Raw genomic sequence first — 21,271 nt, forward strand, 5'->3', positions numbered from 1 at the left:
TAGCCTCCTGGCCATGACTTCGACGAAGACTCCCGACGTATGGCTGCCGATTCCCGCTGACGAGATCGAGGGGCTCCCCGATGGCCTCGCCTACCGCTTCTGGGACGGCGGACCGGACTACCCCGCCGACCCGGCCGACTGCGCCTTCTACGTCGTGCCCTACATGAAGGGTCCGGAGATCTCGGTCCGTCCGCTCGCCGGCATGACACACGTCCAGGTCGTGCAGACACTGACCGCGGGCATCGACCATGTCGAGCCGGGCCTGGGCCTGTTGCCGGACGGAGTACGGCTGTGCAACGCCAAGGGGGTCCACGAGGCGTCGACGGCGGAGCTCACCCTCGCCCTGATCCTCACCTCCCTGCGCGGCTTCCCCGGGTTCGTCCACGGTCAGGACAAGGAGGAGTGGCGGTCCGGTTTCTACCCCGCGCTCGCCGACAAGTCCGTGCTGATCGTGGGATACGGCTCGATCGGCGCCGCCATCGAGGACCGGCTCGCGCCCTTCGAGTGCGCGCGGGTGGCGCGCGTCGCGCGCTCTGCGCGGACAACCGCACGCGGCCCCGTACACACACTCGACGACCTGCCCGCACTCCTGCCCGAGGCCGACGTCGTCGTGCTGTCCACCCCGCTGAACCCGTCCACGCAAGGGCTGGTGGACGCGGATTTCCTCGCCGCGATGCCGGACGGAGCGCTGCTCGTGAACGTCGCACGGGGCGGCGTCGTCGACACCAAGTCGCTGCTGCTCGAACTCGAGTCCGGCCGACTGCACGCCGCTCTCGACGTCACCGACCCGGAACCGCTGCCCGCCGGTCATCCTCTCTGGCATGCTCCGAACGTCCTGATCACCCCTCATGTGGGCGGCAGCACCTCGGCGTTCCTGCCGCGCGCCAAGCGCCTGGTGGCCGGGCAGCTGAGCCGGTTCGCCGCGGGGGAGCCGGTGCGGAACGTCGTACACACCACCGGCTGACCACGCTACGGGTCCGCCCGGCTGCGTACCGTACCGACAACTGCGTTCATCGTCACGGAGAGTAGAGAGGCTATGTCCCTCTGTGACTGGTCTGGTGTATCGTCGCGAAAGGGGCGCTGCGCCGAGGAGGGGGCGGCGCCAGGGAGGACGCAACACGCGAGGGGGACGGGCGATGCACGGCCGATGGGCGAACGATCCGACACCGCAGCACAGCCGACGGCGACCCGGGGCAGCTCGGGCCTTCCTGCTCCCCGTCCGCGGTGCGGGCGTCGCGTTGCGTGGTGCGTGTGACCGCGCGGCGGAGGGGCTTGTGCACACCGGGCGTACGCGGACGGGCCCGGCCGCGTGGCGAATGCCGTGGGTGCCGGGCATCGCGACGGGAACCCCGGCGGGGCGCCGGGTGCGTGCGCACCCGTCGCCGGGTGTGCCACAGTGAGCGCGCCGGCCGGCGCCCTCGGGGCGCTCCTCTCCCGGCGGGCGACCGTCGGCGGCGCGTCCTCGCTGGTGTCGCAGGTCCTGCTCGGCCTCGTCTGCGGGGGTTACGCGGTGGGGGCCGCGCTCGGCTGGGGTTCGAAGGAACTCGCGCTGTTCATGGGGGACTTCGGCCTCAGCGCCGCCGCATTGGCCGCGGCCGTCTCCTGCTTCCTCTACGGGCGGGCCGGCGGTGACCGCTGCCGCCCCGCCTGGCTGCTGTTCTCGCTCTCCTCGCTCATGGCCGCCGGGGGCAACGCCGTCTGGGGGTGGTACGAGGTCGTGCTCGGACTCCAGGTGCCCAGCCCCTCCCTCGCCGACGCCTTCTACCTCTGCTTCGCGCCGCCGGCCATCGTCGGACTGCTCGTCCTCGCCAAACGCCCCGTCACCCGGGCCGGCTGGGTCTGTCTCGCACTGGACTCCTGGCTGATCGGCGGATCGCTCCTCACGCTCTCCTGGAGTCTCGCCCTCGCCCACACCGCGCACCTCGTGGACGCGGAGGGCGCGAGCGTGGCCCGCGCCGCCCTCTCGCTGGCCTATCCGCTGCTCGACATCGTGCTGGTCTCCATGGTGCTGGCCCTGCACTTCCGGCGGTCCAACATCAACCGCTCCGCGGTGAACACCGCCATCGCCGCCCTCGCCCTGACGGTCCTGTGCGACGCCCTGTTCACCTCACCGCTGCTGCGCCAGACCTACCACTCCGGCCAGTTGCTGGACGCGGGCTGGTTCGCCGGATCCCTGCTCCTCGCGTATGCCCCCTGGGGCGCGGCCAACGCCCCGGACCACGCCTTCCCGCCGCGGGGCGCGCCACGGCCGACCAGCCGCCCCATCGCCGGATCGCTGGCCGCGCTGACGCCGTATCTCGCCGCCGCCGTCTGCACCCTCGGCATTCTCTACAACGTCATCGAGGGCCGCCGAGTGGACCGCGTCGTGGTCTTCACCGGCTGCACGGTGGTGCTCGCCCTGGTCGTCCGGCAGGGCATCATGCTCGTCGACAACATCGCCCTCACCCAGGAACTGGCGCAGAAGGAGAACCACTTCCGCTCCCTGGTGCAGGGCTCCAGCGACGTCATCATGATCGCCGCTCCCACCGGCGTCCTGCGCTACGTCAGCCCCGCCGCCGCAGGGGTGTACGGGCGCGAAGCCGAAGACCTCGTCGGCGCCGAGCTCTCCTCGATCATCCACCCCGACGATCTGGGCCGGGTGGTCCACGAGGTGCGCCGGTTCCTCGTCGCCTCCCCGGCCGAGGAACCCACCACCCGGATCGAGTGCCGGTTCAGATCCGGTACGGGCGACTGGCTCAACGTCGAATCCACCGTCAACCGCCACCAGGGCGGCCTGATCCTCAACAGCCGCGATGTGACCGAACGGGTACGGCTGCAGGCCCAGCTGCAGCACAACGCCGAGCACGACCCGCTCACCGACCTGCCCAACCGCGCCCTGTTCACCGAGCGGGTCCGCCAGGCCCTCGGCGGCCGCCGCTCCGGCGACCCGGGCACCGCCGTGCTCTTCATCGACCTCGACGGCTTCAAGGCGGTCAACGACCGTCTCGGCCACCAGGCGGGCGACGAGCTACTCGTCCAGGCCGCCCGCCGCCTCCACGAATCCGTACGGGCCGACGACACCGCCGCCCGCCTCGGCGGTGACGAATTCGCGGCCATCATCCTCGGCGACGGCACCCGCGACCAGTCCGCCCGCGAGTGCCAGGTCCACGAGATCGCCGACCGGCTGCGCCTCACGCTCTCCCAGCCGTACCGCATCGGCACCGGTGAGGTCCGGGTCGCCGCGTCCATCGGGGTCGCCTTCGCCGAGCCCGGCATCACCCCCAGCGACCTCATGCGCAACGCGGACCTCGCCATGTACCGCGCCAAGGCCGGCGGCAAGGACCGCGTCGAGCTGTACGCCCCGCAGATGCAGGCCGAAGTCGTACGCCGCTCCGAGCTGGCGGCCCGACTGCGCACCGCACTGCGCGACGGCGAGTTCGCCCTGCTCCACCAGCCCGTCGTACACCTCGCCAGCGGCACCGTCGCCGCCGTCGCCGCCCAGGCCCGCTGGCGCTCCGCCCAGGGCATCCTGTTCACCCCGGCCGAATTCCTCCGCGTCACCGACGACAGCGACCGCACCGCCGAGCTCGGCCGCTGGCTCCTCGAAAAGGCCGTCGAGCAGGCCGCCGACCGGGCCAGAGCCGGCCACCCCGTCTCCGTCGCCGTGCGGCTCTCCGCCCGCAGGCTCCTCGACAAGGGCCTGCCGTTCGGCTCCGTCGAGGCGCTGCTCACCCGCCACGACCTGCCTTCCGGGGCCCTCATGATCGAGGTCTCCGACAGCGACCCCCGCATCTCCTTCGACGAGCTCGAACGGCGCCTCGTCGCCCTGCGCAGGCTCGGCGTCCGCATCGCGCTCGACGGCTTCGGCAGCGGCTACGCCGCGATCAACGCCCTGCGCCGGCTCCCCGTCGACGTACTGAAACTGGACCGCGGACTCGTCGAGGGCGTCGTGGAATCCGCCCGGCTGCACAAGATCACCAGCGGCCTCCTGCGCATCGCCTGCGACCTCGGCATGCAGTCCGTGGCCGACGGGGTCGACGTACCGGAGCAGGTCCTCGCGCTGCGCGCCATGGGCTGTACGCACGGCCAGGGAATGGCCTTCTCCGGGCCGCTCGACGAGTACCGGCTGCGCCGCGCCCTGGCCCGCGGCGAGTTCCCGGTGCCCGGCAGCGGCACCGCCCAGCCGGTCCTGACGGGCGGCTCGATTTCCCTGCTCAGCGGCTCACATGCTGAGACTCCCGTCCCGCCCACTTGACACCCCGTGTGCGTCGGAGAGAGGGTCATTGCCATGCGCACCCGAATTCTCGTACTTGGAAAGCGCGTCGGCTGAAGCAGAGTCCCTCGTTGAGGCTCTGCAGACCACACCGACGTGCTCCCCTCGCTTGCCTCACGGCACGAGGGGTTTTTTGTTGCACCGGCACCAGGCAAAACGTCGCAAAGTACCCGCAAGACACCCGCAAAAACCCTCAGCTTCGAGAAGAGAATGCCGATGACCGAGCAGGCCACCGGGGCCCACCATCCCCAGCCGCGGGCCCGTACCGGCGGATCGTCCGCCGCCTCCGCCCCGCACGTCACGGGCGCGCAGTCCCTCATCCGGTCTCTCGAGGAGGTGGGGGCCGACACGGTATTCGGCATTCCCGGCGGCGCCATCCTTCCGGCGTACGACCCGATGATGGACTCCACCCGGGTCCGTCATGTGCTGGTCCGTCATGAGCAGGGCGCGGGACACGCCGCCACCGGCTACGCACAGGCCACCGGCAAGGTCGGCGTGTGCATGGCCACCTCGGGCCCCGGAGCCACCAACCTGGTCACGCCGATCGCCGACGCCCACATGGACTCCGTCCCGCTGGTCGCGATCACCGGCCAGGTCGCCTCCAAGGCGATCGGGACGGACGCCTTCCAGGAAGCCGACATCTGCGGCATCACCATGCCGGTCACCAAGCACAACTTCCTGGTCACCAGGGCCGAGGACATCCCGCACACGATCGCCGAGGCCTTCCACATCGCCTCCTCCGGCCGTCCGGGCCCCGTCCTCGTCGACATCGCCAAGGACGCCCTCCAGGCGCGGACCACGTTCAGCTGGCCGCCCGCCCTGGACCTGCCCGGCTACCGCCCGGTCACCAAGCCGCACGCCAAGCAGATCCGCGAAGCCGCCAAGCTCATCACCCAGGCCAAGCGCCCGGTGCTGTACGTCGGCGGAGGCGTCATCAAGGCGGGGGCCACCGCCGAACTGAAGGTCCTCGCAGAGCTCACCGGAGCGCCCGTCACCACCACGCTGATGGCGCTCGGCGCATTCCCCGACAGCCACCCGCTGCACGTCGGAATGCCGGGCATGCACGGTGCGGTCACCGCCGTCACCGCGCTGCAGAAGGCCGACCTGATCGTCGCCCTCGGAGCCCGTTTCGACGACCGCGTCACCGGCAAGCTGGACAGCTTCGCCCCGTACGCCAAGATCGTCCACGCCGACATCGACCCGGCCGAGATCGGCAAGAACCGCGAGGCCGACGTGCCGATCGTGGGCGACGCCCGCGAGGTCCTGGCCGACCTGGTCCAGGCCGTCCAGGCCGAGCACACCGAAGGTCACGTCGGTGACTACGAAGCCTGGTGGAAGGACCTCAACCGCTGGCGCGAGACGTACCCGCTCGGCTACGACCTGCCCGAGGACGGCAGCCTGTCGCCGCAGCAGGTCATCCAGCGCATCGGCGAGCTCGCCCCCGAGGGCACGATCTTCGCGGCGGGCGTCGGCCAGCACCAGATGTGGGCCTCGCACTTCATCCAGTACGAGCAGCCCGCCACCTGGCTGAACTCCGGCGGCGCCGGAACGATGGGGTACGCGGTCCCGGCCGCGATGGGCGCCAAGGCCGGCATGCCGGACCGTACGGTCTGGGCGATCGACGGCGACGGCTGCTTCCAGATGACCAACCAGGAACTCACCACCTGCGCGCTCAACAACATCCCGATCAAGGTCGCAGTCATCAACAACGGCGCGCTCGGGATGGTCCGCCAGTGGCAGACCCTGTTCTACAACCAGCGGTACTCCAACACCGTGCTGCACTCCGGTGCCGACACCGAGGGCGTCCCGGCGAAGGGCACCCGCGTCCCGGACTTCGTCAAGCTGTCCGAGGCCATGGGCTGCTACGCGATCCGCTGCGAGGACCCGGCCGATCTGGACAGGGTCATCGAAGAGGCCAACTCCATCAACGACCGCCCCGTCGTGATCGACTTCATCGTCCACGAGGACGCCATGGTGTGGCCGATGGTCGCCGCCGGCACCTCCAACGACGAGGTCATGGCCGCCCGCGGAGTCCGCCCCGACTTCGGCGACAACGAAGACGACTGAGAGACAGAGAGAGACCGACTCCATGTCCACCAAGCACACGCTCTCCGTCCTGGTCGAGAACAAGCCCGGTGTCCTCGCCCGGATCACCGCCCTGTTCTCCCGCCGCGGCTTCAACATCGACTCGCTCGCGGTCGGCACCACCGAACACCCCGACATCTCGCGCATCACCATCGTCGTCAATGTCGAGGACCTGCCTCTTGAGCAGGTGACCAAGCAGCTCAACAAGCTGGTGAACGTCCTGAAGATCGTCGAACTCGAGCCGTCCGCTGCGATCCAGCGTGAGCTCGTCCTGGTGAAGGTCCGCGCCGACAACGAGACCCGCTCCCAGATCGTCGAGATCGTCCAGCTGTTCCGCGCCAAGACCGTGGACGTCTCCCCGGAGGCCGTCACGATCGAGGCGACCGGCGGCGCCGACAAGCTGGAGGCCATGCTCAAGATGCTGGAGCAGTACGGCATCAAGGAGCTGGTCCAGTCCGGCACGATCGCCATAGGGCGCGGCGCGCGCTCCATCACCGACCGTTCGCTGCGCGCCCTGGACCGTACGGCCTGAGGCCTGTCCGGCAGATCACGGCCGCCACCCCCCTCGCCGCTCGCATGGCGAGACCCGAAAACGTATCTGACGCACCCCGCCGTACGGTGGGACGCAACACCTGCACACCAAGGAGAGACCCAGTGGCCGAGCTGTTCTACGACGACGATGCCGACCTGTCCATCATCCAGGGCCGCAAGGTCGCGGTCATCGGCTACGGCAGCCAGGGCCACGCCCACGCGCTGTCGCTGCGTGACTCGGGTGTCGACGTCCGTGTCGGTCTGCACGAGGGCTCCAAGTCCAAGGCGAAGGCCGAGGAGCAGGGCCTGCGCGTGGTGACGCCGTCCGAGGCCGCCGCCGAGGCCGACGTCATCATGATCCTGGTCCCGGACCCGATCCAGGCCCAGGTCTACGAGGAGTCCATCAAGGGCAACCTCAAGGACGGCGACGCGCTGTTCTTCGGTCACGGCCTGAACATCCGCTACGGCTTCATCAAGCCGCCGGCGGGCGTCGACGTCTGCATGGTCGCCCCCAAGGGCCCGGGCCACCTGGTCCGCCGTCAGTACGAGGAGGGCCGCGGCGTTCCGTGCATCGTGGCCGTTGAGCAGGACGCCTCGGGCAACGGCCTGGCGCTCGCCCTGTCGTACGCGAAGGGCATCGGCGGCACCCGCGCCGGCGTCATCAAGACGACCTTCACCGAGGAGACCGAGACCGACCTGTTCGGTGAGCAGGCCGTCCTCTGCGGTGGCACCGCCGCCCTGGTCAAGGCCGGTTTCGAGACCCTGACCGAGGCCGGCTACCAGCCGGAGATCGCGTACTTCGAGTGCCTGCACGAGCTGAAGCTCATCGTGGACCTCATGTACGAGGGCGGCCTGGAGAAGATGCGCTGGTCCATCTCGGAGACCGCCGAGTGGGGCGACTACGTCACCGGCCCGCGGATCATCACGGACGCCACCAAGGCCGAGATGAAGAAGGTCCTCGCGGAGATCCAGGACGGCACCTTCGCCAAGAACTGGATGGCCGAGTACCACAACGGTCTGCCCAAGTACAACGAGTACAAGAAGGCGGACAGCGACCACCTCCTGGAGACCACCGGCCGTGAGCTGCGCAAGCTCATGAGCTGGGTCAACGACGAGGACGCGTAACACCGACGCCCCGGGGGCGGGTCTCCTCGACCCGCCCCCGGGGCGTATCCCCTTCACCGCTGGAAGAGGCGGCGTCGTACGTGTGTACAAGTCGTCCACCCTCGTGTGGGTGATCCTTCCATCGGGGCGCAGTACGCGTCCTGGCGCATGACTACACTTCTCCACACATACACGCGTCAGGCCCACAGTGTCGTGCGTCTTCCACGCGGCAAGCCCCTCCACCGCCTGCGGCCGTCGGGACGGCCGTCCGCACTGGATCTGTGAGGACCCACGTGAGCTCGAAACCTGTCGTACTCATCGCTGAAGAGCTGTCGCCTGCCACGGTTGACGCGCTGGGCCCGGATTTCGACATCCGGCACTGCAACGGCGCGGACCGCGCCGAGCTCCTCCCCGCGATCGCCGATGTCGACGCCATCCTGGTGCGCTCCGCCACCAAGGTCGACGCCGAGGCCATCGCCGCCGCGAAGAAGCTGAAGGTCGTCGCCCGCGCGGGCGTCGGTCTGGACAATGTCGACGTCTCCGCCGCCACCAAGGCCGGCGTGATGGTCGTGAACGCGCCGACCTCCAACATCGTCACCGCCGCCGAGCTGGCCTGCGGTCTGCTGGTCGCCACCGCGCGCAACATCCCGCAGGCCAACACCGCCCTGAAGAACGGCGAGTGGAAGCGCTCCAAGTACACCGGCGTCGAGCTGAGCGAGAAGATCCTCGGCGTCGTCGGCCTCGGCCGCATCGGCGTCCTGGTCGCGCAGCGCATGTCGGCCTTCGGCATGAAGATCGTCGCGTACGACCCCTATGTGCAGCCCGCGCGCGCCGCCCAGATGGGCGTCAAGCTCCTGTCGCTGGACGAGCTGCTCCAGGTCGCCGACTTCATCACCGTGCACCTGCCCAAGACCCCCGAGACGCTCGGCCTGATCGGCGACGAGGCGCTGCACAAGGTGAAGCCCTCGGTGCGCATCGTCAACGCCGCGCGCGGCGGCATCGTCGACGAGGCCGCACTCGCCTCCGCCCTCAAGGAGGGCCGGGTCGCCGGTGCCGGCCTCGACGTGTACGCGAAGGAGCCCTGCACGGACTCCCCGCTGTTCGAGTTCGACCAGGTCGTCTGCACCCCGCACCTCGGCGCCTCCACCGACGAGGCCCAGGAGAAGGCCGGCATCGCGGTCGCCAGGTCCGTCCGGCTGGCCCTCGCCGGTGAGCTCGTGCCGGACGCGGTCAACGTCCAGGGCGGCGTGATCGCCGAGGACGTGCGCCCGGGCCTGCCGCTCGCCGAGAAGCTCGGCCGGATCTTCACCGCGCTCGCGGGCGAGGTCGCGGTCCGCCTCGACGTCGAGGTGTACGGCGAGATCACTCAGCACGACGTCAAGGTGCTCGAACTCTCCGCGCTCAAGGGTGTCTTCGAGGACGTCGTCGACGAGACCGTGTCGTACGTGAACGCTCCGCTCTTCGCGCAGGAGCGCGGTGTCGAGGTCCGCCTCACCACCAGCTCCGAGTCGCCGGACCACCGCAACGTGGTCACCGTCCGCGGCACGCTCTCGGGCGGCGAGGAGGTCGCGGTCTCCGGCACGCTGGCCGGACCCAAGCACCTCCAGAAGATCGTCGCCGTCGGCGAGTACGACGTGGACCTGGCCCTGGCCGACCACATGGTGGTGCTGCGCTACGAGGACCGCCCCGGCGTCGTCGGCACGGTCGGCCGGATCCTCGGCGAGGCCGGTCTGAACATCGCGGGCATGCAGGTCTCGCGGTCGGGCGTGGGCGGCGAGGCGCTGGTCGTGCTCACCGTCGACGACGACGTCCCGGCGTCGGTGCTCGCCGAGATCTCCTCGGAGATCGGGGCCGCGTCGGCCCGTACGGTGAACCTGACCGACTGACGAAGGCCCGAGGGCCCCGCGTACCCGGCATCTAGACGTGCGTCTTACACAAACGTCTGCATGCCGGGTACGCTGCGTTCATGGGACATCGTGAGGATCTGCTCGAAGGCGCCAAGCGCTGCCTGCTGGAGAAGGGGTACGCCCGGACGACGGCGCGCGACATCGTGGCCGTCTCCGGGACGAACCTCGCCTCCATCGGTTACCACTACGGCTCCAAGGAAGCCCTGCTCAACCTCGCCTTCCTCAAGGTGACGGAGGAGTGGGGCGATGTGCTCACCGAGCAGCCGGACGAGGCCGTGGACGGCGACGCGGACGGCGGGCCCCGGGCGCCGCTGGACCAGTTCCGCGACACCTGGGAACGGGTGATCGACAGCTATGAGCAGACCCGGTCCGTCTGGCAGCTCCAGATGGAGGTCGTCTCCAGGATCGACCAGGACCCGGAGTTGCGGAAGGCCCTCGTGGGCCCGCAGCGCGAGGGCCGGAACGGGCTCGCCGAGAACATGCTCGGCATCGATCCGGAGACGGACCCGGAGAAGGCGCGGGTGGCCGGGCTGTTCTGCCAGGCGCTGCTCGCGGGCGTGATGGTGCAGTGGCTGATGGACAGCGAATCCGCCCCGTCCGCACAGGACCTGACCGACGGTCTGAAGGCGGTGCTGGAGGGACGGGTGGGCCGGTAGGGCAGGGTCGGGTGGCGGGGCCGGCGGTCGCGGGTGCCGCGGAAGCGGACGCCGTGACGCGGCCCCGGTGACGGCACCTCATGGGGCCCACATGGGGACGATGTTGGGCCCTGAGGCCCATGACGCCCCCGGCGCCCGACCCTAGGGTGAGTGACTGTCATGGCACTCACTGACGCCGGGGGGCGGGGCGCGTATGTCTGCTATGGGTGGCATACCGGTTCCTGAAGGTCCGGCGCAGGGGGGTGCGGGGCGGCGGGAGCTCCCGCGCCCGCTCAACACGGTGCGAGTGCTGCTCCTCGTGCTGTTCGGCGCGACCGTCCTGGGCGCGCTCGGCCTCTTCGGTTCGGCGCTCGCGGTGGACGCGCTGGGCGCCGAAGTCATCGGCATCCTGCTGTACGCCGCCGCGCCGGGAGTCCTCGGCCTGCTGCTGGCGCGGCACGTACGGACCGGCGGCAAGCGGGTCTGGTGGGGACTGATCGCCGTCCAGGTGTGGCTGGTCCTCGGCGGCGTGGCCAACATCGGGGACGGGTCGGCACACGGCTTCACCCAGCTGCTGCTCCCGGTCCTGATCCTGGTCTTCCTCACCCGGCAGCAGAGCCGGGCGTGGTTCCTGCTGCCGCCGCAGGAACGGGGCGAGCGGCCGAAGTTCTCGCTCCCGCACATGATCACCTGGCGCCGGGACCGGGGACAGACGGCCATGGAGTACCTGGGCCTGGTGCTGATCGTGGTCGCGCTGATCGCGGCCATGGCGCTGAGCGGTCTCGGCGGCCGGATCACCGCGGAGCTCCAGTCGGCGATCTGCTCGCTGAGCGGCTACTCGTGCCCCGCCTCCGGCGACGGCACGGGCCAGGCCGAGGCGGGCGGCGGCCGGGACGGCGGCGCCACGGGCGGCGGAGCCGACGCGAGCAGCGCCGCGGGCGCGGACGGCGGCACGACGGTCACCGGCGGTACGGGCTCGACGGGCGGTACGAACGGCGGCCCGGCCGGCAGCAGCGGCGGCAGCGACGCGAGCGGCGGGAACACGACCGGCGAGAACGGCAGCGCGAGCGGCGGGAACGCGGTCGGCGGGAACACGACCGGCGGGAACGGCAGCGCGAGCGGCGGGAACGCGGTCGGCGGGAAAACGACCGGCGGGAACGGCAGCGCGAGCGGCGGGAACGCGGTCGGCGGGAAAACGACCGGCGGGAACGGCAGCGCGAGCGGCGGGAACGCGGTCGGCGGGAAAACGACCGGCGGGAACGGCAGCGCGAGCGGCGGGAACGCGGTCGGCGGGAAAACGACCGGCGGGAACGCGGTCGGGGGCTCCTCCGGCGGTACGAGCGTGAGCGGCGGCACCGGGGGCCCCGACGACGGCCGTCCGGGCAGCGGGGTCGACACCTATCCCGAGAACGGCGAGGAACCCGAGGCCGACTACGACGTACCCGCGTCCGACAAGGACGACAACGGGAACGACCAGGGCGGCGGCGACAAGGCCAAGGAAGAGGACTGCGGCGGCTGGGGCTTCTTCGGCTGCGCCTGGGACCGTACGACCCAGGTCGTCAAGGGGCTCGCGGTCGACGGGGTCTGGGGCGACGTCACCGGGATCATCGACCTGTTCAAGCCCGAGACGTGGTCCGGCATCGCGGGCTACGGCAAGCAACTCGGCGACCAGTGGATTCAGGACTCCAAGGACGCCGGCGACAAGTGGGGCAACGGCGACTACCTCGGTGCGGTCTGGGACTGGGGCAAGGCGTCGGTCAACACCGTGGTGAAGGTCGGCGACGACGTCTTCGTCGGCGACGAGGTCCGCGACCGCTGGAACAACGGCGAGAAGACCCGTGCCGTCACCGATGTCGTCTGGAACATCGGCTCCATCTTCATCCCCGGCTACGACGTCGCGAAGGTCGTCGGCAAGGTCGGCAGACTCGGCAAGCTCGGCAAGGTCGCCGAGAAGGTGGCGGAGGCCGCCACAGACGCGGGGGCCGCGGCCCGCCGCGCCCGCAAGGCCGCCGAACTCGGAGACCTCGACGGAGTCCGCAAGGCCGCCAAGGAGGCCGACGACGCCGCGGACGCGGCGGAGGACGCGGCACGCCGGACCGGGTGTGTCATCGCTTCCGGGCCGCCCCTCGTGCGTTACGGCGGCGGTACCACGGGAGTCGGCGGCTCCGGCACCGGAGTGCTGGCCTCCGGTCCCGCTCGCCGGGTCGTCCTCGCGGACGGCGGGTGCGACGAGGCGGCCAAGGCCAAGGCCGCCCAGGCGCGCGCCCAGGAACGGGCGGCCCACCTGGAACAGAAGCGCCTGGAGGAGCCGGAGCGCGCCCGCAAGGCCGAGCTGGAGAAGAAGAAGTACCCGGAGCCGAAGCGCAACGACACCTCCGACCCGCGCAACTACAACCCGCCGTCCTGGGGCAAGGACCTCAAGGACCACAAGCTCGGCGACGCGGACCTGGGCGACGGATACTGGGCGAGCCGCGACCGCAACCCCGCACCGAACTGGAAGAACGAGTCCTGGCTGCGGTACCAGGAGCAGATCACCGGCACCAACCGGGGCCAGGAGTACGTCGTACCGCACCCCAGGGAGGGCAAGTCGGCCGTGGAGTACGACGGCTGGGACTCGAGCAGGCAGACCTTCCTGGAGGCCAAGAACGGCTACCGCAGCTATCTGTCCCAGACCGGACAGGGCGCGCTCACCAAGTCCGGCAAGGACAAGTTCATCGCCGAGGCGCAGGCCCAGGTGGAGGCGGCCGGCGGCCGGGCGGTGGAGTGGCACTTCTCCGACCCGGACGTGGCCAAGGCGGCCCGCCAGGCGTTCCGCGACGAGCAGCTGCCGATCAAGGTCGTCTACACCAAGCCGAAGCCGAACGACAGCACCAGGAAACCGGGTGCCTTCGACGAGTAGCCTGCACGCAGCGGCGCCCGGCGGCGCCGGGGCACGCGAGCCCGGCATGACCCCGACGAGAGGCACTGGGGCCTGTCCCGGCGCCACGCCCGACGGACGAAGCTCGACGGAGGAAAGTGCATGCGACGTGTGGTGCGGGGCTTCTGGGGCCCCCGTCCGGAGCCGGCCGAAGCGCTTGCCGGACGCTGGAAGCGGACGCTGGACGGGCTCACGGAACTGCTCCCCGAGGCGGCGTCGGCCGGCGGCGCGGCCGGAGCCGGACCCTGGCGGCACGTCCACGGCTCCGGGGCCGGGGCCGAATTGCCGGCGGACGAGGGAGCGCTGCTCGGCGCGCTGCGCGTGGTGCAGGCGGCCGAGGACTGGTCCGACCTCACGGGCACCGCGCTGCGGCTGGTCCGCACGGGTGCGCCCGGCTGGCAGACGGAGATCAGCGGACTGGGCGGGGGCGCCCCGGAGTTCCTGCTCCAGTCGCTCGTGGTGACGCTCCACGCGCCGGACGGGGCGGAGGTTCCGGAGGCCGAACTCCTCGCCGTCCTCGCCCGGGTGTGGGAGCCGGACTTCGGTGACGTGAGCGACGACGACGTGCTCGACGCGCTGGAGGACGACGCCGGGTTCTCCATCGGTGATCCCGTCGTGGGCCGGGTCGGATACCTCTCCCCGGGCCGGGCGGCCCTCGTCCCGGACAGCCTGAAGGCGGCCCGGGAGGAACTGCCCGGCGGCGGCGTGCTCCTGCGCATCGCGGGCCCCGGCGCGAGCGCGGAGGTGGTGACGGCCTACGAGCGGCTCCGCGAGGCCGGGGCGCTCGATCCGCTGCCCCGCCCGATGGACCGGGCCGTCCTGTGAGCTGCCGCGCCGGGGAGACCTTCGACGCGGCCCGCGCGCTGGCCGACATCGAGGAGCTGTTGGCCGGCCCCGTACCGGCGACCGGGCCCACCGCGGCCGAGGGGGACCCGGAAACGGGGGAGTGGACCGCGACCGGCGGCGAGGGCTTCCGTGTCGTCCCGCTCTGGGAGGGCGACCCGCTGACCGGGGTGTACGCCCCCGAGTGGAACGACGCCGAGGACGCGGCCGAGGCCCATCTCGCCGCCCTCGTCGGGGAACTGGACCGCCGATGGGGCCCGCACCGTGCGGTGCCGCTGCACCTGCCGCTGCTGAGCCGGCAGGAGGGTGCCCCCGTCGAGCCGCTGTTCGGCGCACTGTTCGACGAGGATCTCTACGGTGACCTGTCCGTCTGGGGCCCGGTCGGCGGCACGGACCGCTGGGTGGGCGTGAGCGTGGGGCACAGCGACGGCGACGCGCCGCTGGTGCTGGCGGCCCTCGTCAGCACCAGCCCGGTCACCGCCCCGGACGAGCGCTGAGGGCCGTCCCGACGGCATCGGCGTGTGGTCAGAGCCGGGCGCCCTTGAGCGCCATGTGCAGCAGTAGCCGGTCCTCGCCGTCATTGAGGTCGAGGCCGGTGAGCTGCTGGACCCGGGAGAGCCGGTAGTAGAGCGTCTGGCGGTGGATGCCGAGCGCCGCGGCCGTCCGGGACGCCTGGCCCGCGCAGTCGAGGAACACCTCGGCGGTGCGGGCCAGATCCTTGTGCGGCGGGGAGAGCAGGGCGCGCACCGCCGTGTCCGCGGCCGCCTCGGCGGGGAGCGCGGTCAGCAGCCGGTACGGGCCGATCGCCGACCACTCGGCGACCGGGCCGAAGCGGGCCTCGGCCGCCGCCGCGCGGGCCGCGGCCGACGCCTCGTGCCAGGCCGCCGCCAGCTCCGCCAGACCCCGGCGGGGTATTGCGACCCCGGCCGTGGCGCCCGGGCCCGCCGCGGAACGCAGCCGGTCCGCGGCGGTCAGCGCCGGGTCGAGGACCTCGGTGGAGCGCAGTCGGACCAGTGCGGCCAGCGAGGCCGCCCCGGCCGCCCCCGGGGCCGGAACCGAGGTCAGCGCCGACGCCGAGGGCACCGTACGGACGGACGGCGGATCGTCGGTCCACGGGGTCACGCACACCACTGTGTGCAGCCCCTCCGCGTCCCGGCCCAGCGCCTCGTGCAGCGCGGCCACCGCCATGTCGCGCTGCCAGCCCCGCGCGGCGGTGAGGACCGCACCGAACTCCCGGGACAGGTCCGTGCCGGCCCGCGCCTCGTCGGAGAGCAGCCCCCCGATCCGGGCCGCCACCTCCATCGCCGCGTTCAGCTGCTCGTCGGTCGGCCCGGGGTCCGCGTCGAGCAGCCACACGTAACCCAGCACGACACCCCGATGGCGCACCGGCAGACAGATCCGGCCCCGGAACACGCCGGCCTCCGGGGCGGCCGGAATGCGTACCGGGCCGGTGGCGCGGGCGATGCCGAAGCCCTCGAACCAGGCGCGGACCGCGGGGGTGGAGCGCCTGGTCAGGATCGAGCGGGTGCGGACCGGATCCATCGCCGTGTCGTCGTCGCTGTCGTGGGCGCCGAAGGCGACCAGGCCGAAATCCCGGTTCTCCAGCGTCGCGGGGACGCCGAGCAGCCCGGAGATCTCGTCGACCAGCTCCTGGTAATCGCCCTTCACCCGGCCATTCTCGCACCCACTTCAGACATATGTCTGAGATCCGGTGAACGGATGCGTGACAGCTGTCGATGGCACAGGATCGGGGAGATCCTTAGATTTCACGGTGGTTCTCCGTGCTGTACCGGTCTGATTCAGTTCCTGCCGATACGGCCCTCGTACATACCTTTCTGTTGGAGGTGCCCCGTGCTGGCTCCCGTGATTCTCGCTGCGTCGCGCAGCGACAAGATGCGCCGATTCATTTCGGCCGCCCCGGGGACCAAGCAGGTCGTCGACCGGTTCATCGCCGGTGAGACGGTCGAGCAGGTCGTCCCGATCATCAAGGACGCCACCGGGAAGGGCCTGGAGGTCACCCTCGACGTCGTGGGCGAGGACATCACCACGCCGGAGCAGGCCACCGCCGCGCGCGACGCCTACCTGGAGCTGATCGACCGCCTCAAGGACCTCGGCCTGGGCACCAAGGCCGAGATGTCCGTCAAGCTGTCGATGTTCGGCCAGGCGCTGGAGGGCGGCCACGAGCTGGCCCTCGCCAACGTCCGTCCGGTCGTCGAGGCCGCCGCCGCGATCGGCACCACGGTCACGCTGGACGCCGAGGACCACACCACCCTCGACTCGATGTTCGCCATCCACGAGGAGCTGCGGAAGGACTTCCCGCAGACCGGCTGTGTGATCCAGGCGTACCTGTTCCGCACCGAGGACGACGCCCGCCGCCTGGCCGCCGCCGGCAGCCGCGTCCGCATCGTGAAGGGCGCCTACAAGGAGCCCGCCTCCGTCGCGTACCAGGACAAGGCCGAGATCGACAAGGCGTTCGTCCGAATCCTGAAGACCCTGATGGAGGGCGAGGGCTACCCGATGATCGGGTCCCACGACCCGCGGCTGATTGCCATCAGCCAGGAGCTGGCACGCAAGGCCGGGCGCAAACTGGACGAGTACGAGTTCCAGATGCTGTACGGGATCCGCAGCGACGAGCACGTCCGGCTCGCGGCCGAGGGACACCGGATGCGCGTCTACACCGCGTACGGCACCGACTGGTACGGCTACTTCATGCGCCGCCTCGCGGAGAAGCCGGCCAACCTGCTGTTCTTCGCCCGCTCCATCCTCACCAAGGGCTGACCCGCCCGCCCCGCTGCCCCCACCCCGCTGAAGCAAGGAGACAAGGCACTCATGGACGCTGTGACCCAGGTTCCCGCGCCGGTCAACGAGCCGGTCCACTCCTACGCCCCGGGCTCCCCGGAGCGTGCCCGCCTGGAGGTGAAGCTCAAGGAGCTCGCCGAGAACCCGATCGACCTGCCGATGACCATCGGCGGCGAGAAGCGGATGGGCGGCGGCGAGCGCTTCGACGTCGTGCAGCCGCACAACCACAAGGCCGTCATCGGTACGTTCGCGCACGCCACGCAGCAGGACGCGCAGGATGCCATCGACGCCGCGCTGGCCGCTGCCCCGGCCTGGCGCGCGATGTCCTTCGACGACCGTGCCGCGATCATCCTGCGTGCCGCCGAGCTGCTGTCCGGCCCGTGGCGCGAGACGCTGGCCGCGTCCACCATGCTCGGCCAGTCGAAGACCGCCCAGCAGGCCGAGATCGACACCCCCTGTGAGCTCGTCGACTTCTGGCGCTTCAACGTGCACTACGCGCGCCAGATCCTGGCCGAGCAGCCTCCGGCCAACTCGCCGGGCGTGTGGAACCGCATGGACCACCGCCCGCTGGAGGGCTTCGTCTACGCGATCACGCCGTTCAACTTCACGGCGATCGCGGGCAACCTGCCCACCGCCCCTGCCCTCATGGGCAACGTCGTGGTGTGGAAGCCGTCCCCGACGCAGACTCACGCCGCCGTGCTGCTGATGCAGCTGCTGGAAGAGGCCGGTCTGCCCAAGGGCGTCATCAACCTGGTGACCGGTGACGGCATCGCCGTCTCCGAGGTGGCCCTGAACCACCGCGACCTGGCCGGTATCCACTTCACCGGCTCGACCCCCACCTTCCAGCACCTGTGGAAGACGGTCGGCAACAACATCGCCAACTACCGCACCTACCCGCGGCTCGTCGGCGAGACCGGTGGCAAGGACTTCGTCGTCGCCCACCCGTCGGCCGACCACGCCATCCTGAAGACCGCGCTGACCCGTGGCTCCTTCGAGTTCCAGGGCCAGAAGTGTTCGGCCTCCTCCCGCGCGTACGTCCCGGCCTCCATCTGGAACTCCGGTTTCAAGGAGAAGTTCGCCGCCGAGGTCGACTCCATCACCATGGGTGACGTCACCGACCTGTCGAACTTCATCGGCGCCGTCATCGACGACCGTTCGTTCGCCAAGAACAAGGCCGCGCTCGACCGCGCGAAGGCCGACCCGTCCTGCACGATCATCGCGGGCGGCACGTACGACGACTCGGTGGGCTACTTCGTCCGCCCGACCGTCATCGAGTGCACCGACCCGGCCAACGAGGTCTTCACGACCGAGTACTTCGGCCCGATCCTCGCCGTGCACGTCTACGAGGACGACAAGTACGACGAGATGCTGGAGCAGATGGAGTCGGCCTCCGACTACGCGCTGACCGGTTCCGTCATCGCGGGCGACCGCGCCGCGGCCGCGTACACGATGGAGAAGCTGCGGTACGCCGCGGGCAACTTCTACATCAACGACAAGTCGACCGGTGCCGTCGTCGGCCAGCAGCCCTTCGGCGGTGGCCGTGCCTCGGGTACGAACGACAAGGCGGGCGCCCCGCAGAACCTCCAGCGCTGGACCCTGACCCGGGCCATCAAGGAGACGCTGGTCCCGCCGACCGACTACACCTACCCCCACCAGGGCTGACCCCCTCCAGGGCTGACCCCCTCCGGGGCGCCGCACACCCCCCGGCGCCCCACCACGATTTCCGCCTCCCGCCCGGTTCCCCTGCCGGCCGGGAGGCGGTTTCCATTTCCGGGCCCACCCGCCGTGCCGGGCCGAGCCGAGAACCGGCGTACGGTCCTGTGCTCGTCCATCCGCCGTCTCAGCCGCGCGGCACGCGCGAGGGACTCATCTGCCAGGGTCCGCTCCGGGCGGTAGGGGACCGGACGGTACGGCTCTCCAGGCGTCGGACAGAACCGGCACACGCGGCCGGCCCGTGGTGCGGGTCTGCCCTCCGGCCTGCCCCTCCGGTGCGGTGACCTGGGTGCACGGCGTCAGCCGGGGAGTGTCAGGCGGAAGGTGGTGCGTCCCGGGCGGCTGGTGACGGCAACGGTTCCGCTGTGGGCGGTGATGACGGCGTGGACGATGGCGAGGCCCAGACCGGTGCTTCCGGTGGTGCGGGAGCGGGCGTGGTCGGCGCGGACGAAGCGTCCGAAGACCTCCGGCTGGAGCTCTTCGGGAATGCCTGGCCCGTTGTCGCTCACGCTCACGGCGACGCCGGCCTGATCAGCGGTGAGGGTGATGGTCACCTCGGAGCCGGGCGGGGTGTGGGTGCGGGCATTGGCGAGGAGGTTGCCGAAGGCCTGCTGGAGCCGGTGGGCGTCGCCGGTGACGGTGACCGGTTTTTCGGGGAGGTCGAGGAGCCAGCGGTGGTCGGGGCCGACGGCGCGTGCGTCGTCCGTCGCGTTCAGGATCAGCAGGGTCAGATCGACCGGATCGTGTCCTAGGGGGCGCCCGGCGTCCAGCCGGGCGAGCAGGAGCAGGTCGTCGACCAGGACGGTCATGCGCTGCGACTCGCCTTCGATGCGTTCCAGGGCGTGGCGGACCGCGCCGGGAACTGGGCCTTCGTGGCGCAGGGCGAGTTCGGCGTGGCCCCGGATGTTGGCGACAGGGGTGCGCAGTTCGTGGCTGGCGTCGGCGGCGAAGTGCCGGAGCCGTTCCTCGCCGGCCTGGCGCCGGGTGAGAGCGTCTTCGATGTGGCCGAGCATGTGGTTGAGGGCGGTGCCGACCTGACCGACCTCGGTGCGGGGGTCGGTGTCGGGAAGCGGCCCCGGCATGGCGACCTCGCCGCTCGCGAGCGGCAGCCCGGCCACCTCCGCGGCCCGGGCGGTGACGTGCTGGAGGGGGCGCAGGGAGAACCTGACCCACAGGGCCCCGGCGACGCCGGTGACCGTGAGGGCAGCGCCGAACAGTGCGGCTTCGACCGCTTCGAGGCGGTGAACGGTCTCTTCCACCGGGCGCAGGGGCAGCCCGGTGATCAGGATGTCCTGGTCGTCGCCCCGGACAGCCGTGACGCGGTAGATCCCCAGAGCGGAGACGCGGATGCTGTGTCCGTGCCCGTCAGCGGGGATCCCCGCCAGGGCGCGGCGGTCCCCGGGGGAGAGGGGGAGGGGGCGGTCGCTCGCGTCGTCGACGACAGCGGCCCGGGTGACGGAGCTGTTCACGAGGCGGGCGCCGAAGGTCGATTCGGCCTGGCCCCGGGTGTCGGGGCGGTTGTCGGCGTCGGGCCTGGCCTCGTGTTCCAGGCTGGCGGCGAACCGGCCGCCGGAGGCGGAGAGCTGATCGTCAAGGCGCCCCACCAGGAAGCCTCGCAGGGCGAGGGCGGTGGTGATGCCGACGGCGAGGCAGGCGAGGGCGAGCAGGGCGACGAGTCCGGCGGTGAGCTGGCCGCGCAGGCTGCGGGGCAGTGGGCGTCTCATGGGGAATCCGGCTTGAGGACGTAGCCGACGCCGCGCACGGTGTGGATCATCGGGGTCCGTCCGGCGTCGATCTTCTTGCGCAGGTAGCTGATGTAGAGCTCGACGACGTGGGCGCGGCCGCCGAAGTCGTAGGCCCAGACCCGGTCGAGGATCTGGTCCTTGGACAGGACTCTGCGCGGGTTGCGCATGAGGAAGCGCAGGAGCTCGAACTCGGTCCGGGACAGGTAGACGGTGACCCCGCCGCGTCTGACCTCCCTGGCTTCCTCGTCCATGGTGAGGTTCCCGACGGTGAGCCGGTGTGCCCCCGGCTCGGCGGTCATGCCGGCCCGCCGGAGCAGTCCGCGCAGCCGGGCCAGGACCTCTTCCAGGCTGAAGGGCTTGGTGACGTAGTCGTCGCCGCCGGCCGTGATGCCGGCGATGCGGTCCTCGACCGCGTCGCGGGCGGTCAGGAACAGCACGCAGACGCTGGGTGCCTCGCGTCTGAGCGCGCGCAGGACCTGCAGGCCGTCGAGGTCGGGCAGCATGCAGTCCAGGACCACCGCGTCGGGCCGGAAATCACGGGCGGTCGCGAGCGCGGCCGCGCCGTCGGCGGCGGTGCGGACCTGCCAGCCCTCGCTGGTCATGACGCCGCTCAGGACGTCGGTGACGTCGGGTTCGTCGTCGACGACGAGGACCCGCACGGATCCTCCGTCGGGGCGGTGCAGAAGCGATGTCGTATGCGGCTTGTCCATGGTTCCTTCAGCATCCCCCCGGCGAGGGCC

General features: G+C 71.1%; 15 protein-coding genes. 12 read left to right on the forward strand and 3 right to left on the reverse strand.

Annotated elements, in window-relative coordinates:
* Nucleotides 1-13 precede the first annotated feature (13 nt).
* The 10 genes from OH735_RS26780 to OH735_RS26825 all read left to right on the forward strand — a co-directional run bounded on the left by OH735_RS26780 (nucleotide 14) and on the right by OH735_RS26825 (nucleotide 14,771).
* Nucleotides 14-964, forward strand: coding sequence for a 2-hydroxyacid dehydrogenase (locus OH735_RS26780; RefSeq protein ID WP_406384189.1), 951 nt, complete (start codon nucleotides 14-16; stop codon nucleotides 962-964).
* A 432-nt stretch (nucleotides 965-1,396) separates the two neighbouring features.
* The gene (locus tag OH735_RS26785) at nucleotides 1,397-4,234 is read left to right on the forward strand and encodes a putative bifunctional diguanylate cyclase/phosphodiesterase (RefSeq protein ID WP_406384190.1); all 2,838 of its coding nucleotides are present in this window, start codon (nucleotides 1,397-1,399) and stop codon (nucleotides 4,232-4,234) included.
* Between the two features lie 228 nt (nucleotides 4,235-4,462).
* Nucleotides 4,463-6,319 (forward strand): acetolactate synthase large subunit, encoded by a 1,857-nt coding sequence (locus OH735_RS26790; RefSeq protein ID WP_406384191.1) that lies wholly within the window; start codon nucleotides 4,463-4,465, stop codon nucleotides 6,317-6,319.
* Between the two features lie 22 nt (nucleotides 6,320-6,341).
* Nucleotides 6,342-6,869 carry an acetolactate synthase small subunit gene (gene ilvN, locus OH735_RS26795; RefSeq protein WP_018553223.1) on the forward strand — a complete coding sequence of 176 codons (528 nt, stop codon included), beginning with the start codon at nucleotides 6,342-6,344 and terminating at the stop codon, nucleotides 6,867-6,869.
* A gap of 122 nt (nucleotides 6,870-6,991) precedes the next feature.
* A complete protein-coding gene (gene ilvC, locus OH735_RS26800) occupies nucleotides 6,992-7,993 on the forward strand; it encodes a ketol-acid reductoisomerase (protein ID WP_406384192.1) in 1,002 nt (333 codons plus the stop codon).
* Between the two features lie 272 nt (nucleotides 7,994-8,265).
* Complete coding sequence (gene serA / locus OH735_RS26805; RefSeq protein ID WP_406384193.1) at nucleotides 8,266-9,858, forward strand: phosphoglycerate dehydrogenase; 1,593 nt, start codon at nucleotides 8,266-8,268, stop codon at nucleotides 9,856-9,858.
* 80 nt (nucleotides 9,859-9,938) lie between these two features.
* Nucleotides 9,939-10,535 (forward strand): TetR/AcrR family transcriptional regulator, encoded by a 597-nt coding sequence (locus OH735_RS26810; protein ID WP_406384194.1) that lies wholly within the window; start codon nucleotides 9,939-9,941, stop codon nucleotides 10,533-10,535.
* 193 nt (nucleotides 10,536-10,728) lie between these two features.
* The gene (locus OH735_RS26815) at nucleotides 10,729-13,413 is read left to right on the forward strand and encodes a Tox-REase-5 domain-containing protein (RefSeq protein WP_406384195.1); all 2,685 of its coding nucleotides are present in this window, start codon (nucleotides 10,729-10,731) and stop codon (nucleotides 13,411-13,413) included.
* Nucleotides 13,414-13,533: 120 nt separating this feature from the next.
* Nucleotides 13,534-14,256: a hypothetical protein gene (locus OH735_RS26820; protein ID WP_406384196.1), complete on the forward strand. Its 723-nt coding sequence runs from the start codon at nucleotides 13,534-13,536 to the stop codon at nucleotides 14,254-14,256.
* The gene (locus OH735_RS26825; RefSeq protein ID WP_406384197.1) at nucleotides 14,253-14,771 is read left to right on the forward strand and encodes a hypothetical protein; all 519 of its coding nucleotides are present in this window, start codon (nucleotides 14,253-14,255) and stop codon (nucleotides 14,769-14,771) included. Before OH735_RS26820 ends, OH735_RS26825 begins: the two co-directional genes overlap by 4 nt.
* A 28-nt stretch (nucleotides 14,772-14,799) precedes the next feature.
* Here the strand turns inward: OH735_RS26825 and OH735_RS26830 are convergent, their stop codons facing one another.
* Nucleotides 14,800-15,942, reverse strand: a complete 1,143-nt coding sequence (locus tag OH735_RS26830; protein ID WP_406384199.1) for a PucR family transcriptional regulator — start codon at nucleotides 15,940-15,942, stop codon at nucleotides 14,800-14,802.
* A 183-nt stretch (nucleotides 15,943-16,125) separates the two neighbouring features.
* Between OH735_RS26830 and OH735_RS26835 the strand changes: the two genes are divergently transcribed.
* Together OH735_RS26835 and pruA are read left to right on the forward strand one after the other, a co-directional pair.
* Nucleotides 16,126-17,052 carry a proline dehydrogenase family protein gene (locus tag OH735_RS26835; protein ID WP_406384200.1) on the forward strand — a complete coding sequence of 309 codons (927 nt, stop codon included), beginning with the start codon at nucleotides 16,126-16,128 and terminating at the stop codon, nucleotides 17,050-17,052.
* A 51-nt stretch (nucleotides 17,053-17,103) separates the two neighbouring features.
* Nucleotides 17,104-18,735, forward strand: coding sequence for an L-glutamate gamma-semialdehyde dehydrogenase (gene pruA, locus OH735_RS26840; protein ID WP_406384201.1), 1,632 nt, complete (start codon nucleotides 17,104-17,106; stop codon nucleotides 18,733-18,735).
* Nucleotides 18,736-19,085: 350 nt separating this feature from the next.
* Here pruA and OH735_RS26845 read toward each other — a convergent pair whose 3' ends face one another.
* Complete coding sequence (locus tag OH735_RS26845) at nucleotides 19,086-20,510, reverse strand: sensor histidine kinase (protein ID WP_406384202.1); 1,425 nt, start codon at nucleotides 20,508-20,510, stop codon at nucleotides 19,086-19,088.
* Nucleotides 20,507-21,241 carry a response regulator transcription factor gene (locus tag OH735_RS26850; protein WP_406384203.1) on the reverse strand — a complete coding sequence of 245 codons (735 nt, stop codon included), beginning with the start codon at nucleotides 21,239-21,241 and terminating at the stop codon, nucleotides 20,507-20,509. The genes OH735_RS26845 and OH735_RS26850 overlap by 4 nt, the downstream gene beginning before the upstream one ends.
* Between the last annotated feature and the right edge of the window lie 30 nt (nucleotides 21,242-21,271).

This window comes from Streptomyces sp. NBC_01618, assembly GCF_045209435.1.
In the GTDB taxonomy this organism is placed as follows: Bacteria; Actinomycetota; Actinomycetes; order Streptomycetales; family Streptomycetaceae; genus Streptomyces.